The sequence below is a fragment of the Algorimicrobium bowmanii genome (assembly GCF_054031195.1).
The window spans coordinates 1,411,036-1,437,657 of the sequence record NZ_CM132929.1; the positions used below are offsets into that span (position 1 = coordinate 1,411,036).

The 26,622-nt window shown below is 33.5% G+C and carries 22 protein-coding genes and 1 other RNA gene; 11 read left to right on the plus strand and 12 right to left on the minus strand.

Features of this window, described 5'->3' with window-relative positions:
• Window positions 1–3 precede the first annotated feature (3 nt).
• The 3 genes from ytxJ (at window position 4) to ACW5R3_RS06240 (ending at window position 3,178) form a co-directional block, all read left to right on the plus strand.
• Window positions 4–390, plus strand: coding sequence for a bacillithiol system redox-active protein YtxJ (ytxJ, locus tag ACW5R3_RS06230; protein WP_456578729.1), 387 nt, complete (start codon window positions 4–6; stop codon window positions 388–390).
• A 147-nt stretch (window positions 391–537) separates the two neighbouring features.
• The gene (locus ACW5R3_RS06235) at window positions 538–1,731 is read left to right on the plus strand and encodes a hypothetical protein (RefSeq protein WP_456578730.1); all 1,194 of its coding nucleotides are present in this window, start codon (window positions 538–540) and stop codon (window positions 1,729–1,731) included.
• A 4-nt stretch (window positions 1,732–1,735) separates the two neighbouring features.
• Window positions 1,736–3,178 (plus strand): hypothetical protein, encoded by a 1,443-nt coding sequence (locus tag ACW5R3_RS06240; protein ID WP_456578731.1) that lies wholly within the window; start codon window positions 1,736–1,738, stop codon window positions 3,176–3,178.
• Window positions 3,179–3,259: 81 nt separating this feature from the next.
• Here ACW5R3_RS06240 and ACW5R3_RS06245 read toward each other — a convergent pair whose 3' ends face one another.
• From ACW5R3_RS06245 to fahA, 4 genes are all read right to left on the minus strand, one after another.
• On the minus strand, window positions 3,260–4,279 hold the full coding sequence (locus ACW5R3_RS06245) for a cytochrome-c peroxidase (RefSeq protein WP_456578732.1): 1,020 nt from the start codon (window positions 4,277–4,279) through the stop codon (window positions 3,260–3,262).
• A 58-nt stretch (window positions 4,280–4,337) separates the two neighbouring features.
• Complete coding sequence (locus ACW5R3_RS06250; protein WP_456578733.1) at window positions 4,338–5,219, minus strand: MbnP family protein; 882 nt, start codon at window positions 5,217–5,219, stop codon at window positions 4,338–4,340.
• Between the two features lie 375 nt (window positions 5,220–5,594).
• Window positions 5,595–5,960, minus strand: coding sequence for a hypothetical protein (locus ACW5R3_RS06255; protein WP_456578734.1), 366 nt, complete (start codon window positions 5,958–5,960; stop codon window positions 5,595–5,597).
• Window positions 5,961–6,137: 177 nt separating this feature from the next.
• Window positions 6,138–7,427, minus strand: a complete 1,290-nt coding sequence (fahA, locus tag ACW5R3_RS06260; RefSeq protein WP_456578817.1) for a fumarylacetoacetase — start codon at window positions 7,425–7,427, stop codon at window positions 6,138–6,140.
• Between the two features lie 201 nt (window positions 7,428–7,628).
• On the opposite strand from fahA, the gene glyA reads away from it, so the two are divergent.
• Window positions 7,629–8,900: a serine hydroxymethyltransferase gene (gene glyA / locus ACW5R3_RS06265; RefSeq protein WP_456578735.1), complete on the plus strand. Its 1,272-nt coding sequence runs from the start codon at window positions 7,629–7,631 to the stop codon at window positions 8,898–8,900.
• Between the two features lie 76 nt (window positions 8,901–8,976).
• Here the strand turns inward: glyA and ACW5R3_RS06270 are convergent, their stop codons facing one another.
• The 3 genes from ACW5R3_RS06270 to ACW5R3_RS06280 form a co-directional block, all read right to left on the minus strand.
• On the minus strand, window positions 8,977–10,524 hold the full coding sequence (locus tag ACW5R3_RS06270; RefSeq protein WP_456578736.1) for a hypothetical protein: 1,548 nt from the start codon (window positions 10,522–10,524) through the stop codon (window positions 8,977–8,979).
• A 66-nt stretch (window positions 10,525–10,590) separates the two neighbouring features.
• On the minus strand, window positions 10,591–10,974 hold the full coding sequence (locus tag ACW5R3_RS06275) for an acyl-CoA thioesterase (protein ID WP_456578737.1): 384 nt from the start codon (window positions 10,972–10,974) through the stop codon (window positions 10,591–10,593).
• Between the two features lie 33 nt (window positions 10,975–11,007).
• On the minus strand, window positions 11,008–12,042 hold the full coding sequence (locus tag ACW5R3_RS06280) for a glutaminyl-peptide cyclotransferase (protein WP_456578738.1): 1,035 nt from the start codon (window positions 12,040–12,042) through the stop codon (window positions 11,008–11,010).
• An 87-nt stretch (window positions 12,043–12,129) separates the two neighbouring features.
• On the opposite strand from ACW5R3_RS06280, the gene ffs reads away from it, so the two are divergent.
• The 3 genes from ffs (at window position 12,130) to fsa (ending at window position 13,890) form a co-directional block, all read left to right on the plus strand.
• Window positions 12,130–12,228: signal recognition particle sRNA small type (gene ffs, locus ACW5R3_RS06285), an RNA gene on the plus strand.
• A gap of 147 nt (window positions 12,229–12,375) precedes the next feature.
• A complete protein-coding gene (locus ACW5R3_RS06290; RefSeq protein ID WP_456578739.1) occupies window positions 12,376–13,179 on the plus strand; it encodes an SDR family oxidoreductase in 804 nt (267 codons plus the stop codon).
• 57 nt (window positions 13,180–13,236) lie between these two features.
• Window positions 13,237–13,890, plus strand: coding sequence for a fructose-6-phosphate aldolase (fsa, locus tag ACW5R3_RS06295; RefSeq protein ID WP_456578740.1), 654 nt, complete (start codon window positions 13,237–13,239; stop codon window positions 13,888–13,890).
• 75 nt (window positions 13,891–13,965) lie between these two features.
• Here the strand turns inward: fsa and ACW5R3_RS06300 are convergent, their stop codons facing one another.
• Window positions 13,966–15,402, minus strand: a complete 1,437-nt coding sequence (locus tag ACW5R3_RS06300; RefSeq protein WP_456578741.1) for a TlpA family protein disulfide reductase — start codon at window positions 15,400–15,402, stop codon at window positions 13,966–13,968.
• A gap of 155 nt (window positions 15,403–15,557) precedes the next feature.
• Here ACW5R3_RS06300 and ACW5R3_RS06305 point away from each other — a divergent pair, with 155 nt between their 5' ends.
• Complete coding sequence (locus ACW5R3_RS06305) at window positions 15,558–17,174, plus strand: ABC-F family ATP-binding cassette domain-containing protein (protein ID WP_456578742.1); 1,617 nt, start codon at window positions 15,558–15,560, stop codon at window positions 17,172–17,174.
• A 201-nt stretch (window positions 17,175–17,375) separates the two neighbouring features.
• On the plus strand, window positions 17,376–17,567 hold the full coding sequence (locus ACW5R3_RS06310; protein ID WP_109310084.1) for a cold-shock protein: 192 nt from the start codon (window positions 17,376–17,378) through the stop codon (window positions 17,565–17,567).
• Between the two features lie 59 nt (window positions 17,568–17,626).
• Here the strand turns inward: ACW5R3_RS06310 and ACW5R3_RS06315 are convergent, their stop codons facing one another.
• The 4 genes from ACW5R3_RS06315 to recG all read right to left on the minus strand — a co-directional run bounded on the left by ACW5R3_RS06315 (window position 17,627) and on the right by recG (window position 23,645).
• A complete protein-coding gene (locus tag ACW5R3_RS06315) occupies window positions 17,627–18,400 on the minus strand; it encodes a phosphatase PAP2 family protein (protein ID WP_456578743.1) in 774 nt (257 codons plus the stop codon).
• A gap of 77 nt (window positions 18,401–18,477) precedes the next feature.
• Window positions 18,478–20,904 (minus strand): phenylalanine--tRNA ligase subunit beta, encoded by a 2,427-nt coding sequence (gene pheT / locus ACW5R3_RS06320; protein WP_456578744.1) that lies wholly within the window; start codon window positions 20,902–20,904, stop codon window positions 18,478–18,480.
• Window positions 20,905–21,005: 101 nt separating this feature from the next.
• Complete coding sequence (locus ACW5R3_RS06325) at window positions 21,006–21,458, minus strand: tRNA (cytidine(34)-2'-O)-methyltransferase (RefSeq protein ID WP_456578745.1); 453 nt, start codon at window positions 21,456–21,458, stop codon at window positions 21,006–21,008.
• A gap of 48 nt (window positions 21,459–21,506) precedes the next feature.
• Window positions 21,507–23,645, minus strand: a complete 2,139-nt coding sequence (gene recG / locus ACW5R3_RS06330) for an ATP-dependent DNA helicase RecG (protein WP_456578746.1) — start codon at window positions 23,643–23,645, stop codon at window positions 21,507–21,509.
• An 81-nt stretch (window positions 23,646–23,726) separates the two neighbouring features.
• Here recG and ACW5R3_RS06335 point away from each other — a divergent pair, with 81 nt between their 5' ends.
• Entirely contained in the window at window positions 23,727–25,721 is a 1,995-nt protein-coding gene (locus ACW5R3_RS06335) for a M1 family metallopeptidase (protein ID WP_456578747.1), read from the plus strand.
• A gap of 4 nt (window positions 25,722–25,725) precedes the next feature.
• A complete protein-coding gene (locus tag ACW5R3_RS06340) occupies window positions 25,726–26,622 on the plus strand; it encodes a patatin-like phospholipase family protein (RefSeq protein ID WP_456578748.1) in 897 nt (298 codons plus the stop codon).

Genomic DNA, 26,622 nt, shown 5'->3' on the forward strand with positions numbered 1-26,622 from the left:
CTTATGGGGTTTATAAATAAATTGTTTGGAGGTTCTAATGAGCCAAAAGAAACCAAAATATTACCATGGAAAACGCTATCAACTATACCGCAACTAGATGCTATTGCAAAGTTATCGCAAAATAAAACACAAATTATATTTAAGCATTCCACCCGATGTGGTATAAGTAAAATGGTAATGAATCAGTTTGTTGATGCGTATGATGTAGATTTAAATGCTGATTTATATTACTTAGATTTACTGAACTTTAGAGACGTGAGTAGTGAGGTGGGCTATAAGTTTCAAGTGCTTCATGAGTCGCCACAGTTATTAATTATAAGAAATGGTGTTACGGTTGTACAAGCTAGTCATGGAGCTATAAATGCTTTGGATTTAAATAAATACGTGTAGTTTTTATTTGAATTGTTAAATAGTAATTAAAAAAGTTCACATGTAAATGTTGAACTTTTTTTTGTGTTAATTTTTTGAATTTAGATGATTTAATAAATAAGTATCGTTTAAAAAACACTTATTTTGCAATCCCTAAAAAAAAACTAAATGACTAAAAGTTTATTATTTATACTCGTTTTTATAACGAGTATTCAAATCGTTCTATCACAAGGAATAACTGGTGAAAAAGTTGAGTTTAATGTTTCGCAGTTGCCTGAAGTGTCCATCCCTAACAGCAAGCAGTTCTATGCTGTTACCGTTAATTCACCTTATAATATTACCTCCGATGATGTTATTGCAAAATCTAAATTAGATTTTGAGAATGAATTAGCAGCATACGATCAAATAGTAATTGATAGTGAAACGGAGTACAATACCAAGCTTGAACAGTATGAAACAGATGTGGCTTTGGCTAAGGAAAAGTTTGAATTGGAATCTAAAGAATTTAACGAATTGTCGTTAATAGAGCGTTTGGCTTTAACAGATCAAGGAAAAAAACCAACTTTAGTATTGCCTAATAGGCCTGTTTATTACAAACCAGCGGAGCCTGTATATCAGAACCCTAATTTAAACGATTATGTTATTGTTGATGATGCTATTTTAGCAAGTCAGGTTGTTATAAATGGTTTAGAGCGTGGAGATAATATTTTAGATGTTCAAATTGAAATTGAAAAAGTGAATTTTCAAGATAATGCTGGGCAATCTTATGCAAATCAACCAACACATATTGTGGTTAATTTAGATGGTGTACTTGACTTTAAAACAGCTTTATTTACTGAGTTTGAATTGATTTCTAATTATCCAACAAATAATATCAATAAAAACAGAGAGGAGAAACTGTATTTGGATAAGGTGGTTAAGCAAATTAACACATTGCTAAATGAACGCTATGGCTATATAAACCATAGAAAATCTATGTATTTAGAGGTGGTTAAAAATCGTAAAAATACTTATGATGAATTAGAAAAGGCTAATATTTATGTACTAACTAATTTGAAAAAAATTCAAGAAGATCCAAATTCACGCATGACTATTTCTGCTTTAGAGAATATGCAGAAAGGAATAGATATTTGGAATAATACCCTATCAATTATCGATTTTAAAGATTCTAAAGCGGATTACAATGCTAAAATAGCTAGGTATATTTATTTTAATTTAATAAAACTTCACTTGGCATTAAATAAAAAAGAGGAGGCGGAGCAGTACTTAAATGCACTTCAGGAAAACCTAGTTTATATAAAACTTTCCTATGATAATGAAAGAACTTTAGAGCGTTTAGAACAAGAAATTTATAATAACTAATAGCATGAAACACATTTATTTTATTTTTATACTAGCATTTTCAATTGGGTTACAAGCTCAGGATATAAATTACGGTCCCAAATTTTCTTTTGACCCAGAATCTGAAAAAAATACACAATTTGTATTGGCTGATAATTATAATACCTACTTGTTCAGTCAGGTAAATATTCATGGAATGCAAAGTCAGCATGAAGTTATAATTAGAAAATTTGACCAGAAAAACACCTTAGTAAATACGTTTAATTTCCCTTTTCCAGGTTTAGGAAGTAGTACCTTATATAATTTTCTAGGTGTTTATGAGCGTAACGAGAATCAACTAGTTGCATATACACATAGTTATACAGGTAAAGTTGATAAAATGGAGGTTCATGAAATTGTTTTCGATAAAACGACAGATGCCTTTTCTGAACGTTTAATTTTTTCACATCCAATAGATTCTAATTCAAAATCTGGTGATGTGTCTTTTAGAGTTTCTGAAAATGCTCAATTTGCGGCCTTAGTTTATACGCCTTATGCTAAGCGTAAAGAGCCAAAGAAAAGTATTATAAAGGTTTATAATACAAATACCGGCGATGAGGTATGGGGTAATGAGGTCGTGTTTGAGGATACGACAGAGAAGCATGTATCTGTTACTAACTCAGGAAACATACTTTGGGTTCGTACAGAAAAAGGTTTTAAGGCAGAAACAAATCAAATTATAGAAGTAACACCAACTGAAACTAAGCAATTGGCTTTTCCTGAAAAAACAGCATTGTTTGAGCCAACAGTTTTTTCGATAGGAGGGCAGGATTATTTTATGGCTTTTTATGAAGATAAGTCTTTTGGTGTAAGTGTTGGTAAATTCAATAGGCTATTAATGTATAGTCTTTCTGATGAACGTGTATTAAATGATAATAAAATTGAAGCCTTAACGCAATATAAAAGTTTAACAGGTTTTTCGCCATCTGAAATTACAGATGTCAAAATATCGGATTTAATCATATCAAATAATAGTATAAAACTGGTATTGGAAACCCTGTATAAGGCAGGAACGGTAAATAAGCCTATGTATGCTGGTAGTTCAGCCACTATTGAGCAAGACTTAATTAAATACGGTGTAGGGTATGTGTTGGAAACGGATATGGCTGGAGCTATATTGAATGCAACAACGTTAAAAACTAGCGTTGGTATGCTTCCTGAAATTTCAAACTCTTTGGGTATTATTAATGTTGCAGGTGATTTCTATATTAATACGGGATGGTATTACGGATTGTATAAACCTAATCAGCTAAATAATTTAGGTGATGAATATGGTAAAACCCTTTTTGGATATTCTAGACTTACGGATTACGGTGTATTTGTAAACCAACTAATGTATTATTCTCCGGATAGTAAAATTCTAAAATTAGCACGTTATCATAGCGATAAGACCATGTCGCTAATGGATTTAAATAATTTTCCAAACTAGAAAAAATAGTGAATAGATTAAAAAAAAACCTGTAAGTTATTTACAGGTTTTTTTATGTCTTAAATTCTTTAACGATATGTATTATTGTCCTATAAAATCATGATCTGTTAGTGTTTTCATAAAGGCAATTAAATATGTTTTTTCAGACTCTGATAGTGGGATTCGGTTGTTATTACTACTCAAAATAGGGTCTAAATTCTCAGCAGGAATTACACCTTCTGCTAGATAATCTAGAAGGTCGCGTAGGGTATCGAATTGTCCAAAGCTTCCGTAGGGTGCTGTGTGTTCAATATTTCGTAGGCTAGGCACTCTAAATCGCATAATGTCTTCTGTTTGTCCGGTAACTCTAGCGCGTCCAGCTTCTTCTGAGCTAGGGTTTACTGGGAAACCAATATTTCTAAAGCTCTGATCGGTAAAAAGTTCCGTGCTATGACAGCTGATACATTTGTCTTGGAAAACTTGATAGCCTAATGCTTCATCATCCGTGAATGTTGCGGTATTGTTTTGAACATTATCATATTTGCTATTAGCAGATATAAGAGTGTATTCATATTGTGTAATACTGTTGTAAATCCTGTCGGGTGTTATGTTACTATCTCCAAAAGCCTTGTTGAATAAATTAATATACGCAGGATCATTTTCAATTTTACCTATAACTTCTAAAATAGAGGAGTCCATTTCTTCATGAGTTATTATTGGAACTAAAGGTTGGTTTTCTAATTGTGTTTTACTGCCATCCCAATTGTAAAAACGCATAAAAGCCATGTTCTGTACAGGTGGTGTGTTGCGGAGTCCAACTCTGCCTTCAATACCACTACCTATAGGATTATGATCAGCAAAAGCACTTTCTTGGATGTGGCAACTGGAACAAGAAATGGTGTTGTCTGCACTTAGTTTTTTGTCAAAGAATAATTTTTCACCTAATTCAACCCCATATTTTGTAGGAATATTTGAGTAGAAAGCATTATTTAATTCCGGGAAGTTTTCAGGTATACTGAGTACTAATTCGGGGTTATTAAAAGCAACAGTGCTATAGTTGTCATCCGAACTACACGATGAAACAATAAATAGGAAAAAGGTGATTTTTAAGATCTCTTTCATTTAATATATAAAAAGAGCCGATTACTAAAAGTTAGTAATCGGCTTATGTATTTAAAAATTAGTTTTCTACATTCTGAATTGAGAACATACCTATTGTGTCTGTATCGCCATTTCCACCTATGTTGTTAACGAACTTCTCCATTTCAACGGCAGTGTGTATGCTTGGTGTTGCATTCCCAGCACCCAAAGTGATTGTGTTTGATGTACCACTTAATAAAGCATCAAAATCAGCTTCAATAGTAATAGTTGGTGAGTTTGTTCCAACATTAGCCTCTTCAGTAAGCGTTAGTGTAATTTCTCTGTAAGCATCAACACCTTGCGTGTAAGTACTTTCATCGCCATCAACACCTTCAACTGTGCTACCAGTATGAATAGAAAGTTCACTGTTGTCTGCACCGTAAAATCCTTCAATTTTTGTAAAACGGTATCCAGTACCCCATTCCCAATGCATTTCAGTATCATTTTCACCTGCCGCAGCATAAAAATCTGGGAAGCTTACTTGGTCTAACGTATTTAACGCTGTTTCAACACCTAACCCAAATTTAATTTGACTGTATTTGTCAGTAGGAATATTGTTTAATACATATTGCAGTGTAGCTTCATCAGATTGGTCAACAATGGTAGCTCCTGTATCTAAGTTGTCTGTATTATAAGCAACTTCAGTTCCATCTAAATTAATTAAACGAATGTTGCTAATTACATACTTTAATTCTGAAAAATGATGCTCCTGACCAGCTTCAGATGTGTTTGAAGTATATGTGCTAGAGCTTCCGTTATCTAGAACAATTGTTGTTCCTTTAAATGTGTTATTAAATTCTAATGTTACATCATTTTCAGTTGGTACGCTACTACTAGCTTCAAAGTTGTCGTCATCACTACTACAAGATACAATTCCTAAAGCCATGATTGGTAATACTAGATATTTTTTAAAATTTTTCATTTGTTATATTAATTTCGTTGTTTTCCTTATTTAGTTTCTTAATAATAAGGGGTGATTTTTTTAATTTTTGAGTCTATTAATTCAGCGTATATTGGAATAATCACTTATTTAAAGATAGGTGATAATTCCATTACGTGCTTAATACGAATCGGTTGGTTTTTTGGTGAAGTGTAGTTTGTATATGCTTTAAGAATACAGTAATTAAATACGGCGTAAGTCTTAAGTTGTTTGTGAAACCACACTTTAAAAAAAGGAACTCATAGCTGTTGCTTACTTGGTACATTTAACTGTAAAGCAGGTATACCAATTTCTTTTTTAAATTTAGTTATTTAAAAAGAAGGGGAGGTGTTATGAGACCTATTTTGTATGTAGAAACTAAGCGAGTGGTGGGTGGAAAACGAAAGTTGTATAATCAAACTTGTATATATTAATATATTCAAGATTTAGTTTTAAATGCTGTTTTATTTTTGGAAATAAGGCACATTCTGTTGTGTTTTTTTCAAAGAAAACGATGTTGTGTTCTGCTGTGGTAGAATGTTTTTTCTCGTTGTTGCTTTCTGAGTCTGAAGCTTTAGCAAGTTCCTTTTTTAAATGACATTTACCATTACATTGAAGTTCAGGTGTGTCTCTGTTCTCACAAAGCTCGTTTACAATATAATCATAAAAAGCCACGTATTCTATTAATGGAATTACAGGCTTGATAAACAAGAATAAAGTAAATATGATAGCTGTTGTTTTCACAGGTGTAAATTTCTTTATTTTTACTCTAATTTCCTATAATTTAAACTTGAATTTTAGATAAATATTAACATTTCATAAAATTATAAAGTAATCATAAGTAGTAATAAGAGCCTTTATTTTTAAGGATAAAAAAAGCCTACATAAAATGCAGGCTTCTTTAACTTATAAGGGTGTTTCTTAATGTTTTTTGGGTGTATATATTGGTAATAGCTCCGTAGAAACTTCTCCAAAACCAATTCTAGTACCTTCTTTTTCACAATAACCACGCATAATTACGGTGTCATGATCATTAATAAATTTACGCTCAGAACCATCTTGTAGCTGTATTGGTTTTTCACCTCTCCATGTTAGCTCTAGCATAGAACCAAAGGAGTCTGGAGTAGATCCAGAAATGGTTCCACTACCCATCATGTCTCCAGAATTTACAGGGCAACCATTAACTGTGTGGTGCGCTAGTTGTTGAGACATGTTCCAATACATGTATTTGAAGTTAGATTTACTAACTACAGTTTCTTTAGCTGTTTTTGGTTTAATAGCTACTTCTAATTTAATATCGTAACTTTTCTTACCGGTATATTGTAAATAAGGTAATTGAGGTTTTAATGGTTTAGGACTTTCTACGCGATAAGGTTCTAAAGCATCAAGTGTAACAATCCATGGTGATATAGATGAAGCAAAACTCTTAGCTAAGAAAGGGCCTAAAGGTACGTATTCCCATTTTTGGATGTCTCTAGCCGACCAGTCGTTAAATAAAACAAGTCCAAAAATATACTCTTCAGCTTCATTAATAGGTATGGGCTCTCCTAAGTCGTTGGCGTCTGTTGTAATAAAAGCCATTTCTAATTCGAAATCTACTAGTTTACTAGGGCCAAAAACAGGTGTGTCGCTGCCAGCAGGTAAAGTTTGTCCTTGTGGTCTATGAACAGGAATACCAGAAGGAATAATTGATGAACTACGACCATGGTAACCAACAGGGATATGTAGCCAATTAGGCATTAATGCGTTGTCTGGGTCACGAAACATAGTACCAACATTAGTAGCATGTTCTATACTAGAATAAAAATCTGTGTAATCACCAATTTGAACTGGTAGTTGCATTTCTATTTCGTCAAGACGAAACAATACAATCTCCTTATGTTTTTTATTGTCTTTTAAGCTGTCGTTTTCAGCATCAAATATTTCAGCAATTCTATTTCTTACCGCTCGCCATGTTTTTCTACCATCTGCAATAAAGTCGTTAAGCGTATCTTGTAAAAAAATATCATCAGTTAATGGAATATCATTAAAATAGCCTAATTGGTGTAGTGCGCCTAAGTCTATGGCGGTATCACCTATTCGGGTTCCAATTGTAATGATGTCATCACGAGTTAAAAACACGCCAAAGGGTATGTTTTGAATAGGAAAATCGGAGTTTTTATCTACGTGTAACCAGGATTTTCTGTCTGGATTGTTAGCTGTAAGTGGCATAACTAATGGTGGTTTTTTGTTTGTAAAAATTCTATTCAAACCTACATAACTTTTCTTTTTTATACTAATTTAAGACAGAAAATATAGGAATACTTTAACCTTTATTTAAATTTAAAAGGCTGTAGTAAATATATGTTTTTTGATGTTTTAAACTAATGTATTTCTTATTTTTGTACTTATATATAACTTTAAATATAATTTATGCAACGCGACGAACAAATTTTTGAATTAATAGAGGCTGAAAAAGAAAGACAGCTTCATGGTATAGAATTAATTGCATCTGAAAACTTTGTAAGTAATCAAGTTATGGAGGCTGCAGGTTCTGTTTTAACGAATAAATATGCTGAAGGGTATCCTGGTAAGCGTTATTATGGAGGCTGTGAAGTCGTTGATGAAGTAGAGCAATTGGCTATTGATAGAGCTAAAACTTTGTTTGGAGCTGCCTATGTTAACGTTCAGCCGCACTCAGGAAGTCAGGCTAATACAGCTGTTTTTGCTGCTTGCCTAAAACCAGGTGATACTATTTTAGGTTTTGATTTATCTCATGGTGGACATTTAACACATGGTTCTCCTGTAAATTTTTCAGGTAAATTATATAATCCAGTTTTTTATGGTGTAAAAAAGGAAACAGGTCTTATCGATTATGATCATGTAGAGGAGGTTGCTAAACGTGAAATGCCAAAATTAATTATCTGTGGTGCCTCGGCATATTCTCGTGATATGGATTTTGAGCGTTTTCGTAAAATAGCAGATAGTGTTGGTGCTATTTTATTAGGTGATATTTCTCACCCTGCAGGACTAATAGCTAAAGGTGTATTAAACGATCCGTTACCACATTGCCATATTGTTACAACAACAACTCATAAAACATTACGTGGCCCAAGAGGCGGGATGATTATGATGGGGAAAGATTTTGAGAACCCTTTTGGTATAAAATTAAAAAATGGTAACCTACGTAAAATGTCTTCATTGTTAGATTCTGGTGTGTTTCCAGGAAACCAAGGTGGACCTTTAGAGCATATTATAGCGGCTAAAGCAATTGCTTTTGGCGAAGCTTTAACAGATGATTTTATGCACTATATGTTACAGGTTAAGAAAAATGCAGCTGCTATGGCTAAAGCTTTTGTGGCTAGAGATTACCATATTATTTCAGGTGGAACTGATAACCATATGATGTTAATTGATTTACGTAATAAAAATATCACCGGTAAAGATGCTGAGCAAGCACTTGTAAAAGCTGATATTACAGTAAATAAAAATATGGTGCCATTTGATGATAAAAGCCCTTTTGTAACGTCAGGTATTCGAATAGGTACTCCGGCAATAACAACAAGAGGTTTAAAAGAAAATGACATGGAAGCTATTGTAGAATTAGTTGATGCTGTTATTACTAATTATGAGGATGATGCTAAGCTAGAAGAAATTAGTGAAAAAGTGAATGCTATGATGAGTGATTTACCATTATTCGCCTAATAGATATATTTATAGATATTAAAAAGCCTGCTTGGTATAAACAAGCAGGCTTTTTTGTGTTTTAAATGAATTGGTATTAAAATTCTATATGTTGGTAAGCTCCAGCATCTGGAGATGAAGTTCTGTTAACCTCTAAGATATCTAATGGAAGATTCGTAGAAAAAGAATTAACACCAATGTTATTAGCGCCAGAATTGGTGCCTATAATTAAATCGTTTGAGTTAGTATTTCTAAATTCAGGATCCTCATTAAGTCTAATGTTATCATAAAGTGCCGAATTATCAAAGTCATAATTATCATCAGTAAATGAATCAAAAGAATCTTCAAAGCGTATCAATGAATTAGTGAATTTGAAATAAAAATCATTTGCTGGATCTGGAATTTCATCTATAATGATTTCTGGATTGTCATTACCGTAAATAATGCAGTTGTTAAAATTAGCTTCGTCCAAATCATATAAATTCACAGCATCTGTTGTTTCTCTATAATTATTTAGAAGTAACGCAGGGAATTGACGGAAGCTATTGTTCCAATAATTTGCAATTGTACAGTGTGTAAAATTATATTTACCACCTTCGGTACCTGCAAATGAAGACTGTCCGGCGTTGTTTATTACTACATTTTCGGCTTCGATAGATGTATTTCTACCTAATATTCCAAAATTACTACTATTGTATATTTGTGAATTTGTCAGGTTTAGTTTTGGATTTGGGTCGTTGGCATTGCTATCACTTAAAATACCTACACTCGCATTTTTTATTGTTGCGTAATTGATACGATTATCTACACTTCCTTGAAAAAGCCATATAGACCCCCATTGTCCAGGTATGTCACTGAAATCAGGTTCTAGACGATCTCCCTCAAAAATAACTTCATTCTCTAAAAGGTCTTGGTCTGAGCTATAAGTACCATTCACATGTAGTGAGGCACCATCCGCAACTAGTAACCCTGAGTTGGCATGAAAATGTACACGCGCTCCGGCATTTATGGTTAATGTTTCGCCATTCGGAACAGCTGCATAGCCGTATATTACGTAGGGTGTGTTATTGGTAAAGGTTAATTCGTCCGATTCAAGATAACGTCCTTGTATTTCGGTTTCTAATACTTCACCACTAATATTAAGTGTTAAGGTTTCAACAATTCCTGTAGTTGCATCTTTATCAGGGTAAATAAAAACAGCATCTTTAACAAGTGTTACCAAGTCTACATCTTGTTGATTAGCGCCATTATCAAAAAGAATTTTATCGGTATATAAAAACTCATTTGTGTTGGGCAAATTGTTAATGTCAATAGTTGTTTCAATAAAAACAAACATACTGTCTTTGGCTAATATTTCAACGTTTTCAAACGCATTACCAGACATGCCATCTACATTTAAGCGGTATTCCGAGTCTATTCCTGATGCAAGGGTAATGGACGGGATATTTATAGCATCGTTACTACGGTTATATACTTTAAGATTGTAAGTACTGGATCCGATGTTGGTAAAAACGGTGTCTAAATAGACTGTGTCTTTTGAAAATTCTAAGTTTCCTGTGCTTGCTGAAAATTCTAAATCTTTACGACAAGAACTCCAAAGCATTAAAAAACCAACGCAAAAAAGAATAGAAATAAGACGTTTCATATGATAATAACAATTTGTTCAAAAATATAACTTTTGAATTGATGATTTCGTATGAAACTCTAAAAATTAGAGAAATATATTTTTAACATCTTCGGTAATTCTGGTTGGACGCATGCGTTTACTATCCATATAACACCAAGTTGTTTCCGATTTTGCTAAAAGCGTGCTGCCTTTTAATATTTCAACCGTGCGAATACATGTCACACCTTCTGATTTGCTAACATAAGTTTTTAAGGTAATTGTGTCGTTTAGAAAAGCAGGCTTTTTATATGTTATATGATGCGATATCATAACCCATAAATAATGGTCGGTGATAGCTTTGGGAGCAGTAGAAAACCAATGCAATTTTGCAACATCTTCAACCCATTGCACATACCTAACATTGTTTACATGGTTTAAGTTGTCAATGTCGGAAGGCGTAACTTGAATGGTAGTTTCGAATGTATGCATATAAAACGTGTTGTTAGGCTTGTTTATAGGAGGCTATTTTTCTGATATTTCTACCTCAAATAGTTTATCCCAATATTTACCCGTAACAAATATGGTTTTAGTTTCTGGGTTATATGCAATACCATTTAATACATCTAATTTTGGATGTTGTGTAACCATATTGTGTAGTGGTGAAAAATCTATTACACCTTCTACAGCACCATTTTCTGGGTTAATTATAGCAACACCATTTTTATTCCAACGATTTGCATAAATTTTACCATTAATCCATTCTAATTCATTTAACTCAACAACTTTACCTTTGCTGTGGTATGCTTGAATGTAACTTTCTTCTATAAGTGTTTCTGGATTTAATGTCCATATTTTTTCGGTACCATCACTCTTATATAATTTGTTACCGTCATTACAAATGCCCCAGCCTTCAAGACTTTCGCCATATTTAAAGGTGTCTGTTTTTTCAAACGTATTTGCATCGTAAACAAAACCCGTTCCCTTTTTCCAAGTTAACTGATAAATTTTGTCATTCAGAATAGAAATTCCTTCGCCAAAATAAGCGTCCGATAAGTTGATGTTTTTAAGTACCTCACCTGTTTTATAATCAAGTTTTCTAAGTTTTGATCCGCCATACTGACCTGTTCCTTCATATAGCTCGCCTTTATAAAACTCTAAACCTTGAGTGTAGGAAGTCGGATCGTGTGGATACTCATTAATTATAGTGTAGGTATAAATCTTAGGTGCTTGATTATTGAGTATGGTTATATTTTTAGAAATACTTGTGTTTTCTCCATTTAAACTAAGAGACGCTACTAGTTCATGAATACCGAGTTTTACATTTTGTAGTTTTCCGGAAGCAGGGATAGGTTGACCATCCAATGTATAGTTTATGTCACTTAATTTATGACTTTTTGGGTTGAAAATGGTCAGCTTTAAGTCGTTTCCGAGTGTAAAAGCATCGTTTGAAGCGTTAGTTTTAATAGAAATATCTTTTTTTGCCTCATTAATATCGTTACCGCAAGAAGCGAAAGTAAGACATAAAAATATGATTGTAAGTGACTTATAAAAGCTCATGTGTTTTTAATTATTTTAAGCAAGATATTTATTAAAATTCAGTTTAAAAAATCATTGTGAAAAAATTAAAAGATTGTATATTTGCACCGGCAAGTCCTACACAACCAGCTCCTGTTGAATCCTCCAGGGCGGGAACGCAGCAAAGGTAGATGGTCGTAGCGGTGTGATGTAGGTAGCTTGCCTTTTTTTGTGCCTTTACTTTTCCTTTTTTTTAGAAAGGAACTTTTTATAAATAAGATTTGTAGACTATTAGTTTGCAAATCTTTTTCTTTTTATAGACGTATTTAATAATTCATCATTAATTTTACAGCTTTAATTTTATAAGCTAAATTTATGTCTAAAGTTGTATTAATAACTGGCGGTTCTTCAGGAATTGGAAAATCTGTAGGTTGTTATTTATCTGATAAAGGGTTTCAGGTTTTTGGAACCAGCCGTTCTCCCGAAAAATATACAAATAGCCCTTTTCCTATTATAGGTTTAGATGTTACGAAACCAGAAAGTATAACTGAGGCCGTAAAATTGGTTATTGAAAAGGCAGGTCGTTTAGATATTCTTGTAAATAACGCAGGAGCTGGAATTACGGGACCAATAGAGGAAATTCCTGATGCAGAGATAAAGCGTAATTTTGATACTAATTTTTTCGGTCCCATACATGTTATGAAAGCTGTCTTACCACAAATGCGAAAGCAAAAAGGAGGCTTAATTATAAATGTGACTTCTATTGCAGGGTATATGGGTTTACCTTACAGAGGTATTTATTCAGCAAGTAAAGGAGCTTTGGAGTTGGTAACAGAGGCATTCAGGATGGAAGTAAAAGCTTTTAATATTCAAATAACAAATGTTGCCCCAGGTGATTTTGCTACTAATATTGCTTCAGGACGTTATCATGCACCTGTTTTAGATGACTCTCCTTATCAAGCTGCTTATGGTAACACATTGAAGTTAATGGATTCGCATGTTGATGCGGGTAAAGATCCTCTAGAAATGGCTAAAGCTATTTATAAAATTATTAATACTTCAAATCCTAGAGTGCATTATAAAGTAGGGGAGTTTATGCAGAAATTTTCTATTGTATTAAAACGTGTACTTCCTGATAAAGTTTACGAAAAACTCCTAATGAACCATTATAAATTGTAATTTTACAGCACAATTTTTACAGAAATACACAACTATAAATTATACAAACAATTACTTATGAAATTTTTTATTGATACTGCTAATTTAGATCAAATTCGCGAAGCTCAGGACCTAGGTGTTTTAGATGGAGTAACTACCAATCCTTCTTTAATGGCTAAAGAGGGTATTACGGGGCATGATAATATTATGAAACATTACGTTGATATTTGCGAAATTGTAGATGGTGATGTTAGTGCTGAAGTTATAGCTACGGACTATGAAGGTATGATTCGTGAAGGTGAAGCCTTAGCTGAATTACACGACCAAATTGTAGTTAAATTACCAATGATTAAAGATGGTGTAAAAGCTTGTAAGTATTTTTCAGATAATGGAATTAAAACAAATGTAACTTTAGTATTCTCTGCAGGTCAGGCATTATTGGCGGCTAAAGCAGGAGCTACTTATGTTTCACCGTTTATTGGTCGTCTTGATGATATATCAACAGACGGTTTAAATCTTATAGCGGAGATTCGTCATATTTTTGATAACTATGCTTTTGACACCGAAATTTTAGCGGCATCTGTACGTCATACTATGCATGTTATTGATTGTGCTAAATTAGGAGCAGATGTTATGACAGGACCTTTAAGTGCAATTGAAGGGTTATTGAAACACCCATTAACAGATATCGGTTTAGCTAAGTTTCTTGAAGACTTTAAAAAAGGAAATTAAGTCCTTCTTTTAATTAGACATAAAAAAAAGCCTCAACTAAGTGTTGAGGCTTTTTTTATGTCTAAAACGAAGCTTTTAACGGTTTAATAATCCTAGTAGTTCTTCTTCAAACATAATAGAGAACATGTTGGTTTGCGCATTAACAATCTTCGCATTTTTATCAACAATCATAACTTTGTTAATAGGAGAAATAGCTAATTTATGTTTCGCTTTTTCTGGGTTTTTAAATAAAAACTCACCTCTAGTTTTGTAGTTATACTGAGAAAGTAATTTTCGCCAACTTTTTAAATTACTAGTGGTGGCGTTAATGGCAATAAAATTAACTTCCGGGTATTTGATTTTTAATTCTTGTGCTTTTCTATGACTGTCGTTATGAGAACGATATGCGGCTGACCAAAAGTAAATAACTGTTGGTTTTTTTATGAGACTATTTAATGATACTTCTCGGTTGTTGTAATCCAACAAGGTTGTTTCTGGTAAAGGGTTTCCAACGCGTAAACCTTTTAATGAGTTAACCATGTTGGTTAAATACTTATCATTTTTACTATTGGAATTTTTAGCAATAAAAGATGAAAGAATATCATCATAATCATCCGTATTCTTACTGTTGCTGATAAACTCGACAGCTGTTTGTGCTAATAACGAATTTTTAAGCGAATCATTTACCATTAAGCTATCAATAAGTTCAAGCTTAATTAAATTATAGTTTAAAGACTTAACATTAAGAACGCTATCGGTAGAAGTTTTGAAGTGCTCAGATAGGGCTATATTTTCAAAATGATGTTTTAAAAATGAGTAGTATGGAAAATAATCCATCATTTCACAATAGTTGTAATCTATATCTTTTCGATAGCTATAAAAATCGTCTGGGAGTTTTTCAAAGTTAGCACGCTCCGAACTTCCATAATTTACAAAAGGGTACACCTCTTTACTTAAATAGTAATCGTAATTAATATTTCCTTTTACAAGATTGGTAAATGTATCGGACGATGGGTGCTTAGCATTAAATTGTTTTAACCTATTTAATTTGTGATTTCTTATAGAGTCTAAACGTCTTTCAAACTCTAAAGGAGGTAATTGGCTATAGCCTAAAATTGTTTTGTCCTCGGTTTCGCCATCTAAGAAGATGTTTATTAAATAATTGTTTTTTCTTGCACCTCTACCTGTATAAACCAACGACTCATCAAACTCTAAAGTGTTAAGTCTAAAAAGTAAACTATCATTAGGCTCTAATAACACCATTTGGTATTCTAAACCTTCAGATGCCCATAAGCGAAATGTATATAATCCTTTTTCAACGTGGTCTACCTTGTATAAAAACCTATTGTTCTTATCAAGCATAATGGTATCCAAAACGTTTTCGGATTTAGAAAGTATAACAAAGTTGTTTTTCGGATTAACCACTTCACCTCCAAAATATGCGGAACCAACATTTGAGCTAGAGTCTTCATTGCAAGACACCAAAACAAAAGCTGTCATAATTAAAGTATAAACAAGTTTAAATTCCTTCATAATTGGTTTCTATCTAAAAAGAGGGGTGTTAATTCACAAATGTAAAAGTTGTACTTGTGACATGTTGTTAACACGTTGTTAAATATTAATATACTTGGTTTTGTTTCGCCTTATGATGGCTTTTTACTACTTTTGCAAAAATTAAAAAGTAATACATGTTAACAGTTTCAAATTTATCAGTCCAATTTGGCAAGCGTGTCCTATTTGATGAAGTGAGTACTACCTTTAATAATGGTAACTGCTACGGAATTATAGGAGCCAATGGTGCTGGAAAATCAACATTTTTAAAAATTATCTCTGGAAAGCAAGATCCTACATCAGGACATGTGCATTTAGAGGCCGGAAAACGTATGTCTGTTTTAGAGCAAGATCATAATTTGCACGACGAAGACACCGTTCTAGAAACCGTTATAATAGGAAATAAGCCTTTATATAATTTAAAATCTCAAATTGATGCACTTTATGCTGATTATACAGATGAAAATGCAGAGAAAATAGGGGAGCTTCAAGTGTTGTTTGAAGAAATGAACGGATGGAATGCCGATAGTGATGCGGCAGCAATGTTATCGAATCTTGGTATTTCTGAAGATCTTCATTTTACACAAATGAAAGATTTGGATGGAAAACAAAAGGTACGTGTCCTTTTAGCTCAAGCCTTATTTGGAAATCCAGATGTGCTTATTATGGATGAGCCTACCAATGATTTAGATTATGAAACTATTTCTTGGTTGGAAAATTTCTTAGCTAATTATGAAAACTGTGTTATTGTAGTATCTCACGATAGGCACTTTTTAGATGCTGTTTGTACACACATTTCTGATATTGATTTTGGTAAAATAAATCATTTCTCAGGAAATTATACTTTCTGGTATGAGTCATCTCAGTTAGCAGCAAGGCAACATGCGCAGCAAAACAAGAAAGCAGAAGAGAAGAAAAAAGAATTAGAAGAGTTTATACGTCGTTTCTCTGCCAATGTAGCTAAAAGTAAACAGGCTACTAGTAGAAAGAAAATGATTGATAAATTAAATATTGGTGAAATTAGACGTACTAGTCGTCGTTACCCAGCTATTATTTTTGATCGCGAGCGTGAAGCTGGTGATCAGATTTTAAATGTAGATGGGCTTAGTGCTTCAATTGAGGGTGAAGTATTATTTAAAAACATCGATTTAAATTTAAATAAAGGAGATAAAGTAGTGCTGTATTCTAAGGACTCTAGAGCAACTACAGCTTTTTATCAAATTTTAAACGGAAAAGAGCAAGCCGACAGTGGTAAGTTTAGTTGGGGAATAACAACAACACAATCTTATTTACCATTAGATAATAGTGAGTTCTTTGAAAACGATTTAACGCTTGTTGATTGGTTACGCCAATGGGCAAAAACTGAAGAGGAGCGTGAGGAAGTTCATTTACGTGGTTTTCTAGGTAAAATGATTTTTAGTGGTGAAGAAGCCTTAAAAAAATCGAATGTTTTATCTGGAGGAGAAAAAGTACGTTGTATGCTAAGTAGAATGATGATGATGCGTGCTAATGTGTTACAGTTAGACGAGCCTACCAATCACTTAGATTTAGAGAGTATTACAGCGTTTAATAATTCTTTAAAAAACTTCAAAGGCACAATATTATTTACAACACACGATCATGAGTTTGCTCAAACAGTAGCAAATAGAGTGGTGGAATTAACCCCAAATGGTGTTATTGATAGATACACAACTTTTGATGAATATATGCAGGATCCTAAAATTAAGGAAATGCGTCAGAAAATGTACTCATAATCTAATTTATAAAGGTTAATATAAATTAAAAGCTCTAAGATATTTGTTGTTAGAGCTTTTGTTTTTATGTAATTTAAGTATTTGTAATGTAGATGTTTAGCGGCTATTTTTAGTTCTTAAATAAAAAAGTAAGTTAAAAAGTGTAAAACCTCATTTTATATATCTATATTTGAGTATTATTAAATTTTTTAAATTATTACAATGAGTAAAGGAACAGTAAAATTCTTCAACGATTCTAAAGGATTTGGATTTATCGTAGAGGATGACACAAACAAAGAACATTTTGTTCACATTTCTGGATTAATCGATGAGATTCGTGAGGGTGATGCAGTAGAATTCGATTTACAGGAAGGTAGAAAAGGAATGAATGCAGTAAACGTTAAGGTATTATAATATATTTTAAACTTATTGAAAGTAAAAGGCCTCGAATTTATTTCGAGGCCTTTTTGTTTTTAGAAAGTTCCTATTACTCCTAGTTGTGTTCCTGTGAAGGCGAAATTCCAACTAATTTTTTTGCGGTAATCGGTGTCCTTATATGCTTTGGTATCGAATAAAAACTTATCAATACTATCTACTACTACAATACTAAGTATGGAGCCAACGGCAACATCAGTAAGCCAATGTGCTCCTTCTACCAGTCGTGTAATAGGAGTAATAGATCCTAAGGAATAAACTCCTATTTTAAGCCATATGTTATCAAGCTGTTTTGCTATGGCATGAGCCATGGTTACAGAAAGAACAGTGTGACCAGAAGGAAATGAATGGTATTGTGCTTCTTCTGAAAATGGTTTAAACGTATTATGACCTAAGTTTGCAGTAGGACGTGCTCTACCAAATGCCGTTTTACTAACCGATTGTATTAACCCAGCAGTAATAGCCGAAGAAATTATAAGAACACTGGTTTTTCTTACGGCTTCATTTTTTGTAAATAAACCATAGCCATAAACACCAGCATTCAATAAAAAGAATGTTTGTGGTTTACCTAATTTAAAACCAAAATCAAGACCTATTTGCGGATAATTATCTTTTTGCCCTGTTGCAAACCTGTTCATTTCTTCATCAGCTAACGACAAAGCAAATACACTGACCGCTAGAGTTGTTAGTTTTCTGAAATCATCTTGTTCCCAATGTAAAGGTCTTGTAAATGCATAACCAATACCTTGAGCTGTTTTTTTTGAATCATACTTTAATAAATCCCATGTGGTATTGCTTTCTTTTAACTCCATGCTTATTTGGTTTTGAGCATAGAAAGAAAAGCTATAGAGACATATAAAAATATATATTAAACGTTTCAAATTAAGGGTTATCGTAATTCAGCTCCCAGTTGTTTTTCAAAACTAGCTTGGAGCTTATTCATAATCTTATCAACTTGCTTATCAGTTAATGTTTTATTTTCATCTTGGAATGTAAAGCTAACAGCATAACTCTTTTTCCCTTCAGGAAGTTTTTCTCCTTGATAAACATCAAATAATGTTACATTCTTTAAAAGTTTCTTTTCAGCTTGTTTTGCTAAAGTATGAATGCTTTCAAAGGTTACAGAATTATCAATTAGTAAGGCAAAATCACGACGCGAATCAGGATATTTAGAAATAGGGCTATAAGATACTTTGTTGTATTTAGCTGTTTCAATTACTGCATCCCAATTAAAATCTGCAAACAATACGGGTTGTGATATTCCGAAATGCTTTAAAATTGATTTTTTAACTAACCCAAATTCTACCAGGCTAGTTTTTCCAAAAGACAATTTCAATCCTTCGCTAAAAGCATCGGATTTAATTGGAGATGACTTTAATTTACTGATACCTAAGCGTGTAAATATCGTTTCGATAGTACCTTTTAAATAGTAAAAATCACTTGGTTTATTTTCTGTATTCCAACGGCTTTCATGACGACTACCAGTAACCAATACGGCTAAATGTTTGTTTTCTTCACGGTTTTCCGAATAGTTGTGGTAGGTTTTACCAAATTCGAATAATTTTAAATCCTCACGACGTCTGTTAACATTGTGTTGAATGTTTTCTAAGCCTGAAAACAACATAGATTGGCGTAAAACACTTAAATCCGTACTTAAAGGGTTTAGCATTTCTACATGATGTTCTGGGCTTAAATCTGCTAAAAGTTTTATGTATTCAGGGGATGTTAACGAGTTGGTTAAGGTTTCGTAAAATCCTTGAGAAACCAACTGGTTTCCTATGATGTTTTGTAATTTATAATCTTCAAACTTCCCTGTATTCGAGATGGAAGCATTTAGTTTTTCGGTTGTTTTAATGTTGTTATAACCGTAAACACGAAGTATTTCTTCAATAATATCAGCTTCTCGCTGAACATCATTACGATAAGCCGGAACGGTTAAACCTAAACCGGTTTCTGTAACGTTATTTATACGAATATCTAAAGACATTAAAATACTCTTAATGGTGTCTTTAGGTATTTCTTGTCCAATTAATTTTCTAGCATTTTCAAAGCTTAAACGCACTTGGAAATCTTCAAATTTATTAGGGTAGAAATCAATAATGTCACTTGTAACAACACCTTCTGATATTTCTTCAATTAATATTGCTGCACGTTTTAATGCGTATTCAGTAATATTTGGATCTATACCGCGTTCAAAACGGAATGAAGCATCGGTGTTTAACCCGTGGCGTTTAGCTGTTTTTCTAATACTAACAGGGTTAAAATAGGCACTTTCTAAAAATATGTTAGTAGTGTGTTCTGTAACTCCAGAATCTATACCTCCAAAAACACCTGCGATACACATAGGTTTTTCGGCGTTACATATCATTAAATCTTCTTCATGAAGTTCACGTTCTACACCATCTAAAGTTGTGAATTTGGTGCCTTTAGGAAGTGTTTTTACTTCTATTTTGCTACCTGTAATTTTATTTGCATCAAAAGCATGTAGTGGTTGTCCTAGCTCGTGTAATACATAGTTGGTTGCATCTACAATGTTATTTATAGGTGCTAATCCTATAGCTTTCAGTCTATTTTGTAACCAAGCAGGCGAATCTGTAACTTTTACATTAGATATTGTTAAACCGCAGTAACGTGGTGCTAAATTCTTGTCTAACACGTCTACGTCAATTCTTAATGAGCGATTATCTACATGAAATGAGCTTACTGATGGTGTTATTAGCTCGGTGTTGATGTCCTTATGAGTGAAACCGGCGCGTAAATCACGAGCAACTCCAAAATGACTCATGGCATCTGCACGGTTAGGTGTTAGTCCTATTTCAAAAACCTGATCGTTTTCTATATTGAATAAATCGGCTGCTAATGTTCCTACAGTTGTATCTTCAGCTAAAACCATAATGCCATCATGGCCTTTTCCTAAGCCAAGTTCATCTTCAGCACATATCATTCCATGGCTTTCTTCGCCTCGGATTTTACCTTTTTTAATCTTCCATGCTTCACCAGTTTCGGTGTATAAAGTAGTGCCTATTGTAGCAACAGGAACTTTTTGTCCGGCAGCAACATTAGGTGCGCCACAAACAATTTGTATAGGAGTGTCTGTGCCAATATTTACAGTAGTAACCTTTAAGCGATCGGCATTAGGGTGTTGTACACAGGTTAATACTTCACCTACAACAATACCTTCCAATCCTCCTTTAACGGATTGAAATGTGTTTAGGCCTTCTACTTCTAATCCTAAATCGGTTAATAGTTCACTAATTTGTTCTGGTGACCAATCTGTTTTTATAAATTGCTTTAGCCAGTTGTAAGAAATCTTCATGAATCATGGGTTAATTAAGTTTGCAAAGATAAAATATTGAAACTAGCATTCAAACAATGCTTGTAAAAATGTGCTCTTTGTAAACGAAATATTATTTGGAGTTATTTTAGTTGTCTTAAACCTTCGTATACAACGATACTAACGGCATTTGCTAGGTTTAAACTTCTAACGTGGTTGCTATGTAATGGTATTTTAAAGAGCTTATCTGAATATTTTTCTGTTAATTCTAAGGGTAGGCCTTTAGATTCTTTTCCGAACAATAGAAATAGGTTGTCTTCAAAGGTTATGTCCCAATGGTTTTGGTGTCCGTGACTTGATAGTAAAACCATTTTTGCGTGGCTGTTTTTATTGAAAAAGTCATCAATACTATCGTAGTAAAAAACATTGAGGTGTTGCCAATAATCTAGTCCGGCACGTTTTAGTCTACTGTCGGTTATTTCAAATCCGAATGGTTTTACTAAGTGTAAGTTAGAGCCAGAGGCTAGTGCTAATCGGCCAATATTCCCTGTGTTGTTGGGGATTTCTGGTTCTACTAATACAATGTTTAAAGGCATATAATATGGTTTTGTATGTACTTGTTTTTATAAAAAAAAAATAGACTTTTAAGAAATGTAGTTCCAGATATTTCGGTATTTACTCATTTCTTTATAAGTATTGAAAATGGCTTGGTTGTTGGTGCTGGATAAGCTTGGATCTTTTTCTAGGGTTTGCTTGGCGTAATATCTAGCGGCTTTTAGGATATCACCATCTTTTATAAGGTCGGCAATTCGTAAGTTAAGGATGCCACTTTGTTGTGTGCCTGTAATATCGCCAGGGCCACGTAGTTTTAAATCTACTTCAGCTATTTCAAAGCCATCATTAGTACGCGTCATGGTTTCTAAGCGTGTTTTGCTGTCATTGCTTAATTTGTGTCCTGTCATTAAAATGCAGTAACTCTGTTCGGCACCTCTACCAACACGTCCTCGTAGCTGGTGTAGTTGCGATAAGCCAAACCTTTCGGCGCTTTCAATAATCATTACCGAAGCGTTTGGAACATTAACTCCGACTTCAATAACAGTGGTTGCTACCATGATTTGAGTTTCGCCTTTAATAAAACGTTGCATTTCGTAATCTTTATCATCGGGTTTCATTTGGCCATGAACAATTGATATCTGGTATTTTGGTTGTGGAAAATCTCGAGAGATACTTTCGTAGCCATCCATAAGATCTTTATAATCCATTTTTTCGTTTTCTTGAATTAACGGATATACAGTGTAGATTTGTCTGCCTTTATCAATTTCATCACGTATAAAACGGAATACATTTAGACGGTTGTTATCAAATCTATGAACTGTTTTTATGGCTTGCCTTCCTGGTGGTAATTCGTCTATTACCGAGATGTCTAAATCGCCATAAACAGACATGGCTAATGTGCGTGGAATAGGGGTGGCGGTCATGACTAAAATGTGAGGAGGAATGATGGCTTTTGAGTTTGATTTTTCATTTAAATCAGCTGGTCCTTTACGCCATAATTTACTTCGTTGTTCTACTCCAAACCTGTGTTGTTCATCAATTATTGCAAGTCCTAAATTTTTGAATTTCACCTTGTCTTCAAGGATGGCGTGAGTGCCTACAAGTATCTGTAAAGTGCCATCTTCTAGAGTTTTGTGAATCTCTTTTCTACTTGAAGTTTTACTTGATCCTGTAAGTATTTTTATATTGATATTTAGCTTGTTACACCATTCAAGTAATCCATTGTAATGCTGGACTGACAAAATTTCAGTAGGAGCAACCAAGCAGGCTTGATAGCCGTTGTCAAGTGCCATGAGCATTGACATGAAGGCTACAATTGTTTTACCAGAACCAACATCGCCTTGTAATAGGCGATTCATCTGAGCGTTGCTTCCTAAATCGTGACGAATTTCTTTTAAAACACGCTTCTGTGCGTTTGTTAATTTGAAGGGTAAATAGGTGTTGTAAAAGTTATTGAAATACGTGTCTACTTTATCAAATGGGAGTCCTTTTATTTTCGATTTATGGATGAGATTTTTTAAAATTAATTGGAGTTGAATGTAAAATAATTCCTCAAATTTTAATCGGTATTGTGCCTTGGCTAATAGCTCTTGATTTTTTGGAAAATGTATGTTGAAAAGCGCTTCACTTTTTGAAATTAATTTTGGATTATCTAAAAGCTCAGGTGAAAGTGTTTCAACAAATTTTCCGTTTGTTTCGGTGAATAGTTGCTGCATTATTTTTGCTAATACCCTATTTGTAATTCCTTTGTTGTTTAATTTTTCGGTAGAAGGATAAATGGGTTGCATGGCGGACCGTAATCCGGATTGATGTTCTTTAAGTAATTCTAGTTCGGGGTGTGGCATGCTAAATTTGCCATTAAACCAATTTGTTTTACCAAATATAACGTATACTGTGTTTCGTTTTAGGTTCTCACGTATCCATTTCTGACCTCTAAACCAGACTAATTCCATAGTACCTGTCTCGTCCTGGAAGGTTGCTACTAGGCGTTTGCCACGTTTCTGAGCAATCTCTTCAAACTTAATTATTTTACCAATAACCTGTACTTCAGAGTTGTTTCGTTGTAGTTCGTTTATTTTGAAGTACTTGGTTCTATCTAAGTATCTATTTGGAAATAGATTTATCAGATCTTGATAGGTGTGAATACCAAGTTCCTTCCGAAGTAATTCGGCTCGATTTGGGCCAACGCCTTTAAGGTAATCGATGGGTGTTTGTAAATTGGTGCTCATGATAGCGAATTTAAGTCATTTCAGGCAATTCATAAAATGCAATTTTTGTATTTTGGAGCATTCTAAGTATAAATAACTATCATGAAATATTTTTTGTTGTTAGCATTATTCTTTTTTGTTGATTTTACTAACGCGCAACAAGCAGATTATGTGGATTTTAAGCAAATAGATGCACGTGTTATTCCTGAAACTCAAACCAAAAGTATATCAGGAGAATTGCGAGTTCAGTTTGATGTTTTAAAGTCTGTGGACTCCATTTTTTTAGATGCAAAAAACATGGACTTTGTTGAAGTCTTGTTAAATGGCCATGAAACTGTTTTTAAGAATGATGGTCAAAAACTTATTGTGTATAGTAATTTTTCGCTATCTGAAGGTAATTATATCACTTTTAAATATCATGCATCACCTAAAAAAGCTATGTATTTTGTGGGTTGGGCAGATCAGGCTCCAAATCAAATTTGGACACAGGGTCAAGGTAAGTATACTAGTAACTGGTTGCCATCGGTGGATGATATGAATGATAAAATAGAATTTGATTTAACGGTGACGTTTGATTCTGCTTATCAGGTGGTGGCTAATGGGAATTTGGAGTCTAAGGAGATATCTGGTGATAATACTGTATGGCAATTTAATATGGAGCAGCCAATGTCTAGTTATTTAGTTGCTATGGCTATTGGTGACTACGAAAAACGTGAGGAACTGTCAGAGAGCGGTGTGTTGTTGGAGTTGTATTATTACCCAACTGATTCCTTAAAGTTTGAACCAACCTATCGGTATAGTAAACGGATGTTTGATTTTTTAGAAACGGAGTTATCGGTAGCTTATCCTTGGCAAAACTATAAGCAGGTTCCAGTACATGATTTTTTGTATTCAGGTATGGAGAATACGAGCTTAACAATTTTTTCAGATGCTTTTGTTGTAGACTCAATAGGTTTTAATGATCGTAATTATGTAAATGTTAATGCGCATGAATTAGCTCATCAATGGTTTGGTGATTTGGTAACTGAAACATCGGGGACTCATCATTGGCTTCAGGAAGGGTTTGCTACCTATTACGCATTGTTAGTGGAGCGTGATATTTTTGGTGATAATTATTATTACTGGCGTTTGTATGAGTATGCACAAGAGTTGTTGGAGCAAGATTCTCGTAATGTTAGTACGGCGTTGTTAGATCCTAAATCTTCTAGTACGACGTTTTATAAGAAAGGTGCGTGGGTGCTTCATGCTTTGCGCGAAAAAATTGGCGATGAAGCATTTAGATTAGCCGTTAAGCGTTATTTGGAAACTTATAAGTTTCAAAATGTGCGTTCGGAAGACTTTATAAATGAAGTAGAAAAAGCTAGTGGTAAAAATTTAAACGATTTTTTTGATCTGTGGCTAAAAGAGAAAAGCTTTCCGTATAATGTAGCTATGGAGAGTTTAGAGAAGTCGATGTTTATGCAGGAGTATTTAATGGTTGATTGTGAGGCTGAAACTTCTAAATGTCGTTATTATTTAGAAGCGCCATTATCTGATAAAGCAAAAACTAAAATTATTAGCCAAGTACCAAGGTTAATTACAAATAATCTTTTTAATGGCAGTCTAAAGGTACGTCAGGCAATAGCGTTGAATGTATCGGAAATTCCAGACTCGTTGAAAGTTAATTTTGAGTCCTTGTTATCTGATGAGTCGTATGTTACTAACGAAGCTGCTTTGTATAATTTATGGGTAAATTTCCCTTTAAAGCGTGCTGAGTATCTTGATAAAACTAAAACTATTGTTGGTTTTAGTGATAAAAATGTGAGGCTTTTGTGGTTGGTGTTAGCTTTGTCTACTGCTGATTATAATAACTCAGAGAAAACAGATTATTTTAGAGAATTAGAATCGTATACTTTTGAAGTTTATAATGCAGAAGTGCGACAATCGGCTTTTACGTATTTAAATGCATTAAATGCATTCACGGAGGTGTCATTAGTTAATTTGATGAATGGAACGCGGCATTATAATTGGCGTTTTAAGTCTTTTTCTAAAAATTTACTGGAAGTATTGTCAAATAGTGAAAAATATGCTGAATTAATACGGCGTTTAACTTTATAAATATATGCGAGCTTTAGTAATTTCAGGAGGTGGTAGTAAAGGTGCTTACGCAGGAGGTGTGGCGCAATACTTAATTGAAGAGCAAGGAAAGACCTATGATATGTATTTAGGGACTTCTACTGGGAGTTTATTGATTCCGCATTTGGCTGTAAATAATATTCCTAAGTTGTATGATATGTACACCAATGTGCAACAGCATGATATTTTTAGTGTGAGCCCTTTTATTCAGCGTAAAAAGGATAATAGGGAGTATGTTTCTATAGATTTTGTAAATTCTATTTGGCAGTTTATTAGGCGTAAGCGGACTTTTGGAGAAAGTAAGGCGTTAAAACGACATATAAAACGAAAATTTACAGAGCAAGAGTATCATAAAATACGTACAGAAAACAAAGATGTTGTAGCAACGGTTTCAAATTTGTCTTTAAATTCTGTAGAATACAAGTCTATTAAGGATTGTACTTATGATGAATTTTGTAATTGGATTTGGATTTCGTGCAATTACATACCGTTTATGTCTATAGCAAAGGTAAATGGTTATGAATATGCTGATGGAGGCTTAGGTTGTGTTGTTCCTATTCGTGAAGCTATTAATAGAGGAGCAACTGAGGTTGATGCGATAATATTAGAAGCTGAAAATATAGAGCACAAAAAAGTTTTAGGAAAAAATCCGTTTTCGTTGATGATTAATTTGTTCGGCCATTTGTTGAATCAGGTGGAACGTAATGATATTTTAATTGGTAAGTTGGCGGCTAAAAATAGGGGTGTTAAATTAAATCTATATTATACACCTTCTAGTTTAACGGAGAACTCTTTAATATTCAGTAAACGATTAATGACAAAATGGTGGGAGCAAGGCTATGAAAATGCTAAAATGCGCCATGAAAAAAAATCTAATAGTTAG

What these genes read in the sequence shown, in the direction of transcription:
- ACW5R3_RS06305 (WP_456578742.1), top strand. Translation starts at nt 15,558, where the DNA reads ATGTTAACAGTTTCAAATTTATCAGTCCAATTTGGCAAGCGTGTCCTA.
- ACW5R3_RS06290 (WP_456578739.1), top strand. Translation starts at nt 12,376, where the DNA reads ATGTCTAAAGTTGTATTAATAACTGGCGGTTCTTCAGGAATTGGAAAA.
- ACW5R3_RS06300 (WP_456578741.1), bottom strand. Translation starts at nt 15,402, where the DNA reads ATGAAGGAATTTAAACTTGTTTATACTTTAATTATGACAGCTTTTGTT.
- ACW5R3_RS06270 (WP_456578736.1), bottom strand. Translation starts at nt 10,524, where the DNA reads ATGAAACGTCTTATTTCTATTCTTTTTTGCGTTGGTTTTTTAATGCTT.
- ACW5R3_RS06315 (WP_456578743.1), bottom strand. Translation starts at nt 18,400, where the DNA reads ATGGAGTTAAAAGAAAGCAATACCACATGGGATTTATTAAAGTATGAT.
- ytxJ (WP_456578729.1), top strand. Translation starts at nt 4, where the DNA reads ATGGGGTTTATAAATAAATTGTTTGGAGGTTCTAATGAGCCAAAAGAA.
- recG (WP_456578746.1), bottom strand. Translation starts at nt 23,645, where the DNA reads ATGAGCACCAATTTACAAACACCCATCGATTACCTTAAAGGCGTTGGC.
- fahA (WP_456578817.1), bottom strand. Translation starts at nt 7,427, where the DNA reads ATGCCACTTACAGCTAACAATCCAGACAGAAAATCCTGGTTACACGTA.
- ACW5R3_RS06250 (WP_456578733.1), bottom strand. Translation starts at nt 5,219, where the DNA reads ATGAAAAATTTTAAAAAATATCTAGTATTACCAATCATGGCTTTAGGA.
- glyA (WP_456578735.1), top strand. Translation starts at nt 7,629, where the DNA reads ATGCAACGCGACGAACAAATTTTTGAATTAATAGAGGCTGAAAAAGAA.
- ACW5R3_RS06245 (WP_456578732.1), bottom strand. Translation starts at nt 4,279, where the DNA reads ATGAAAGAGATCTTAAAAATCACCTTTTTCCTATTTATTGTTTCATCG.
- ACW5R3_RS06240 (WP_456578731.1), top strand. Translation starts at nt 1,736, where the DNA reads ATGAAACACATTTATTTTATTTTTATACTAGCATTTTCAATTGGGTTA.
- ACW5R3_RS06335 (WP_456578747.1), top strand. Translation starts at nt 23,727, where the DNA reads ATGAAATATTTTTTGTTGTTAGCATTATTCTTTTTTGTTGATTTTACT.
- fsa (WP_456578740.1), top strand. Translation starts at nt 13,237, where the DNA reads ATGAAATTTTTTATTGATACTGCTAATTTAGATCAAATTCGCGAAGCT.
- ACW5R3_RS06310 (WP_109310084.1), top strand. Translation starts at nt 17,376, where the DNA reads ATGAGTAAAGGAACAGTAAAATTCTTCAACGATTCTAAAGGATTTGGA.
- ACW5R3_RS06325 (WP_456578745.1), bottom strand. Translation starts at nt 21,458, where the DNA reads ATGCCTTTAAACATTGTATTAGTAGAACCAGAAATCCCCAACAACACA.
- ACW5R3_RS06280 (WP_456578738.1), bottom strand. Translation starts at nt 12,042, where the DNA reads ATGAGCTTTTATAAGTCACTTACAATCATATTTTTATGTCTTACTTTC.
- pheT (WP_456578744.1), bottom strand. Translation starts at nt 20,904, where the DNA reads ATGAAGATTTCTTACAACTGGCTAAAGCAATTTATAAAAACAGATTGG.
- ACW5R3_RS06275 (WP_456578737.1), bottom strand. Translation starts at nt 10,974, where the DNA reads ATGCATACATTCGAAACTACCATTCAAGTTACGCCTTCCGACATTGAC.
- ACW5R3_RS06340 (WP_456578748.1), top strand. Translation starts at nt 25,726, where the DNA reads ATGCGAGCTTTAGTAATTTCAGGAGGTGGTAGTAAAGGTGCTTACGCA.
- ACW5R3_RS06235 (WP_456578730.1), top strand. Translation starts at nt 538, where the DNA reads ATGACTAAAAGTTTATTATTTATACTCGTTTTTATAACGAGTATTCAA.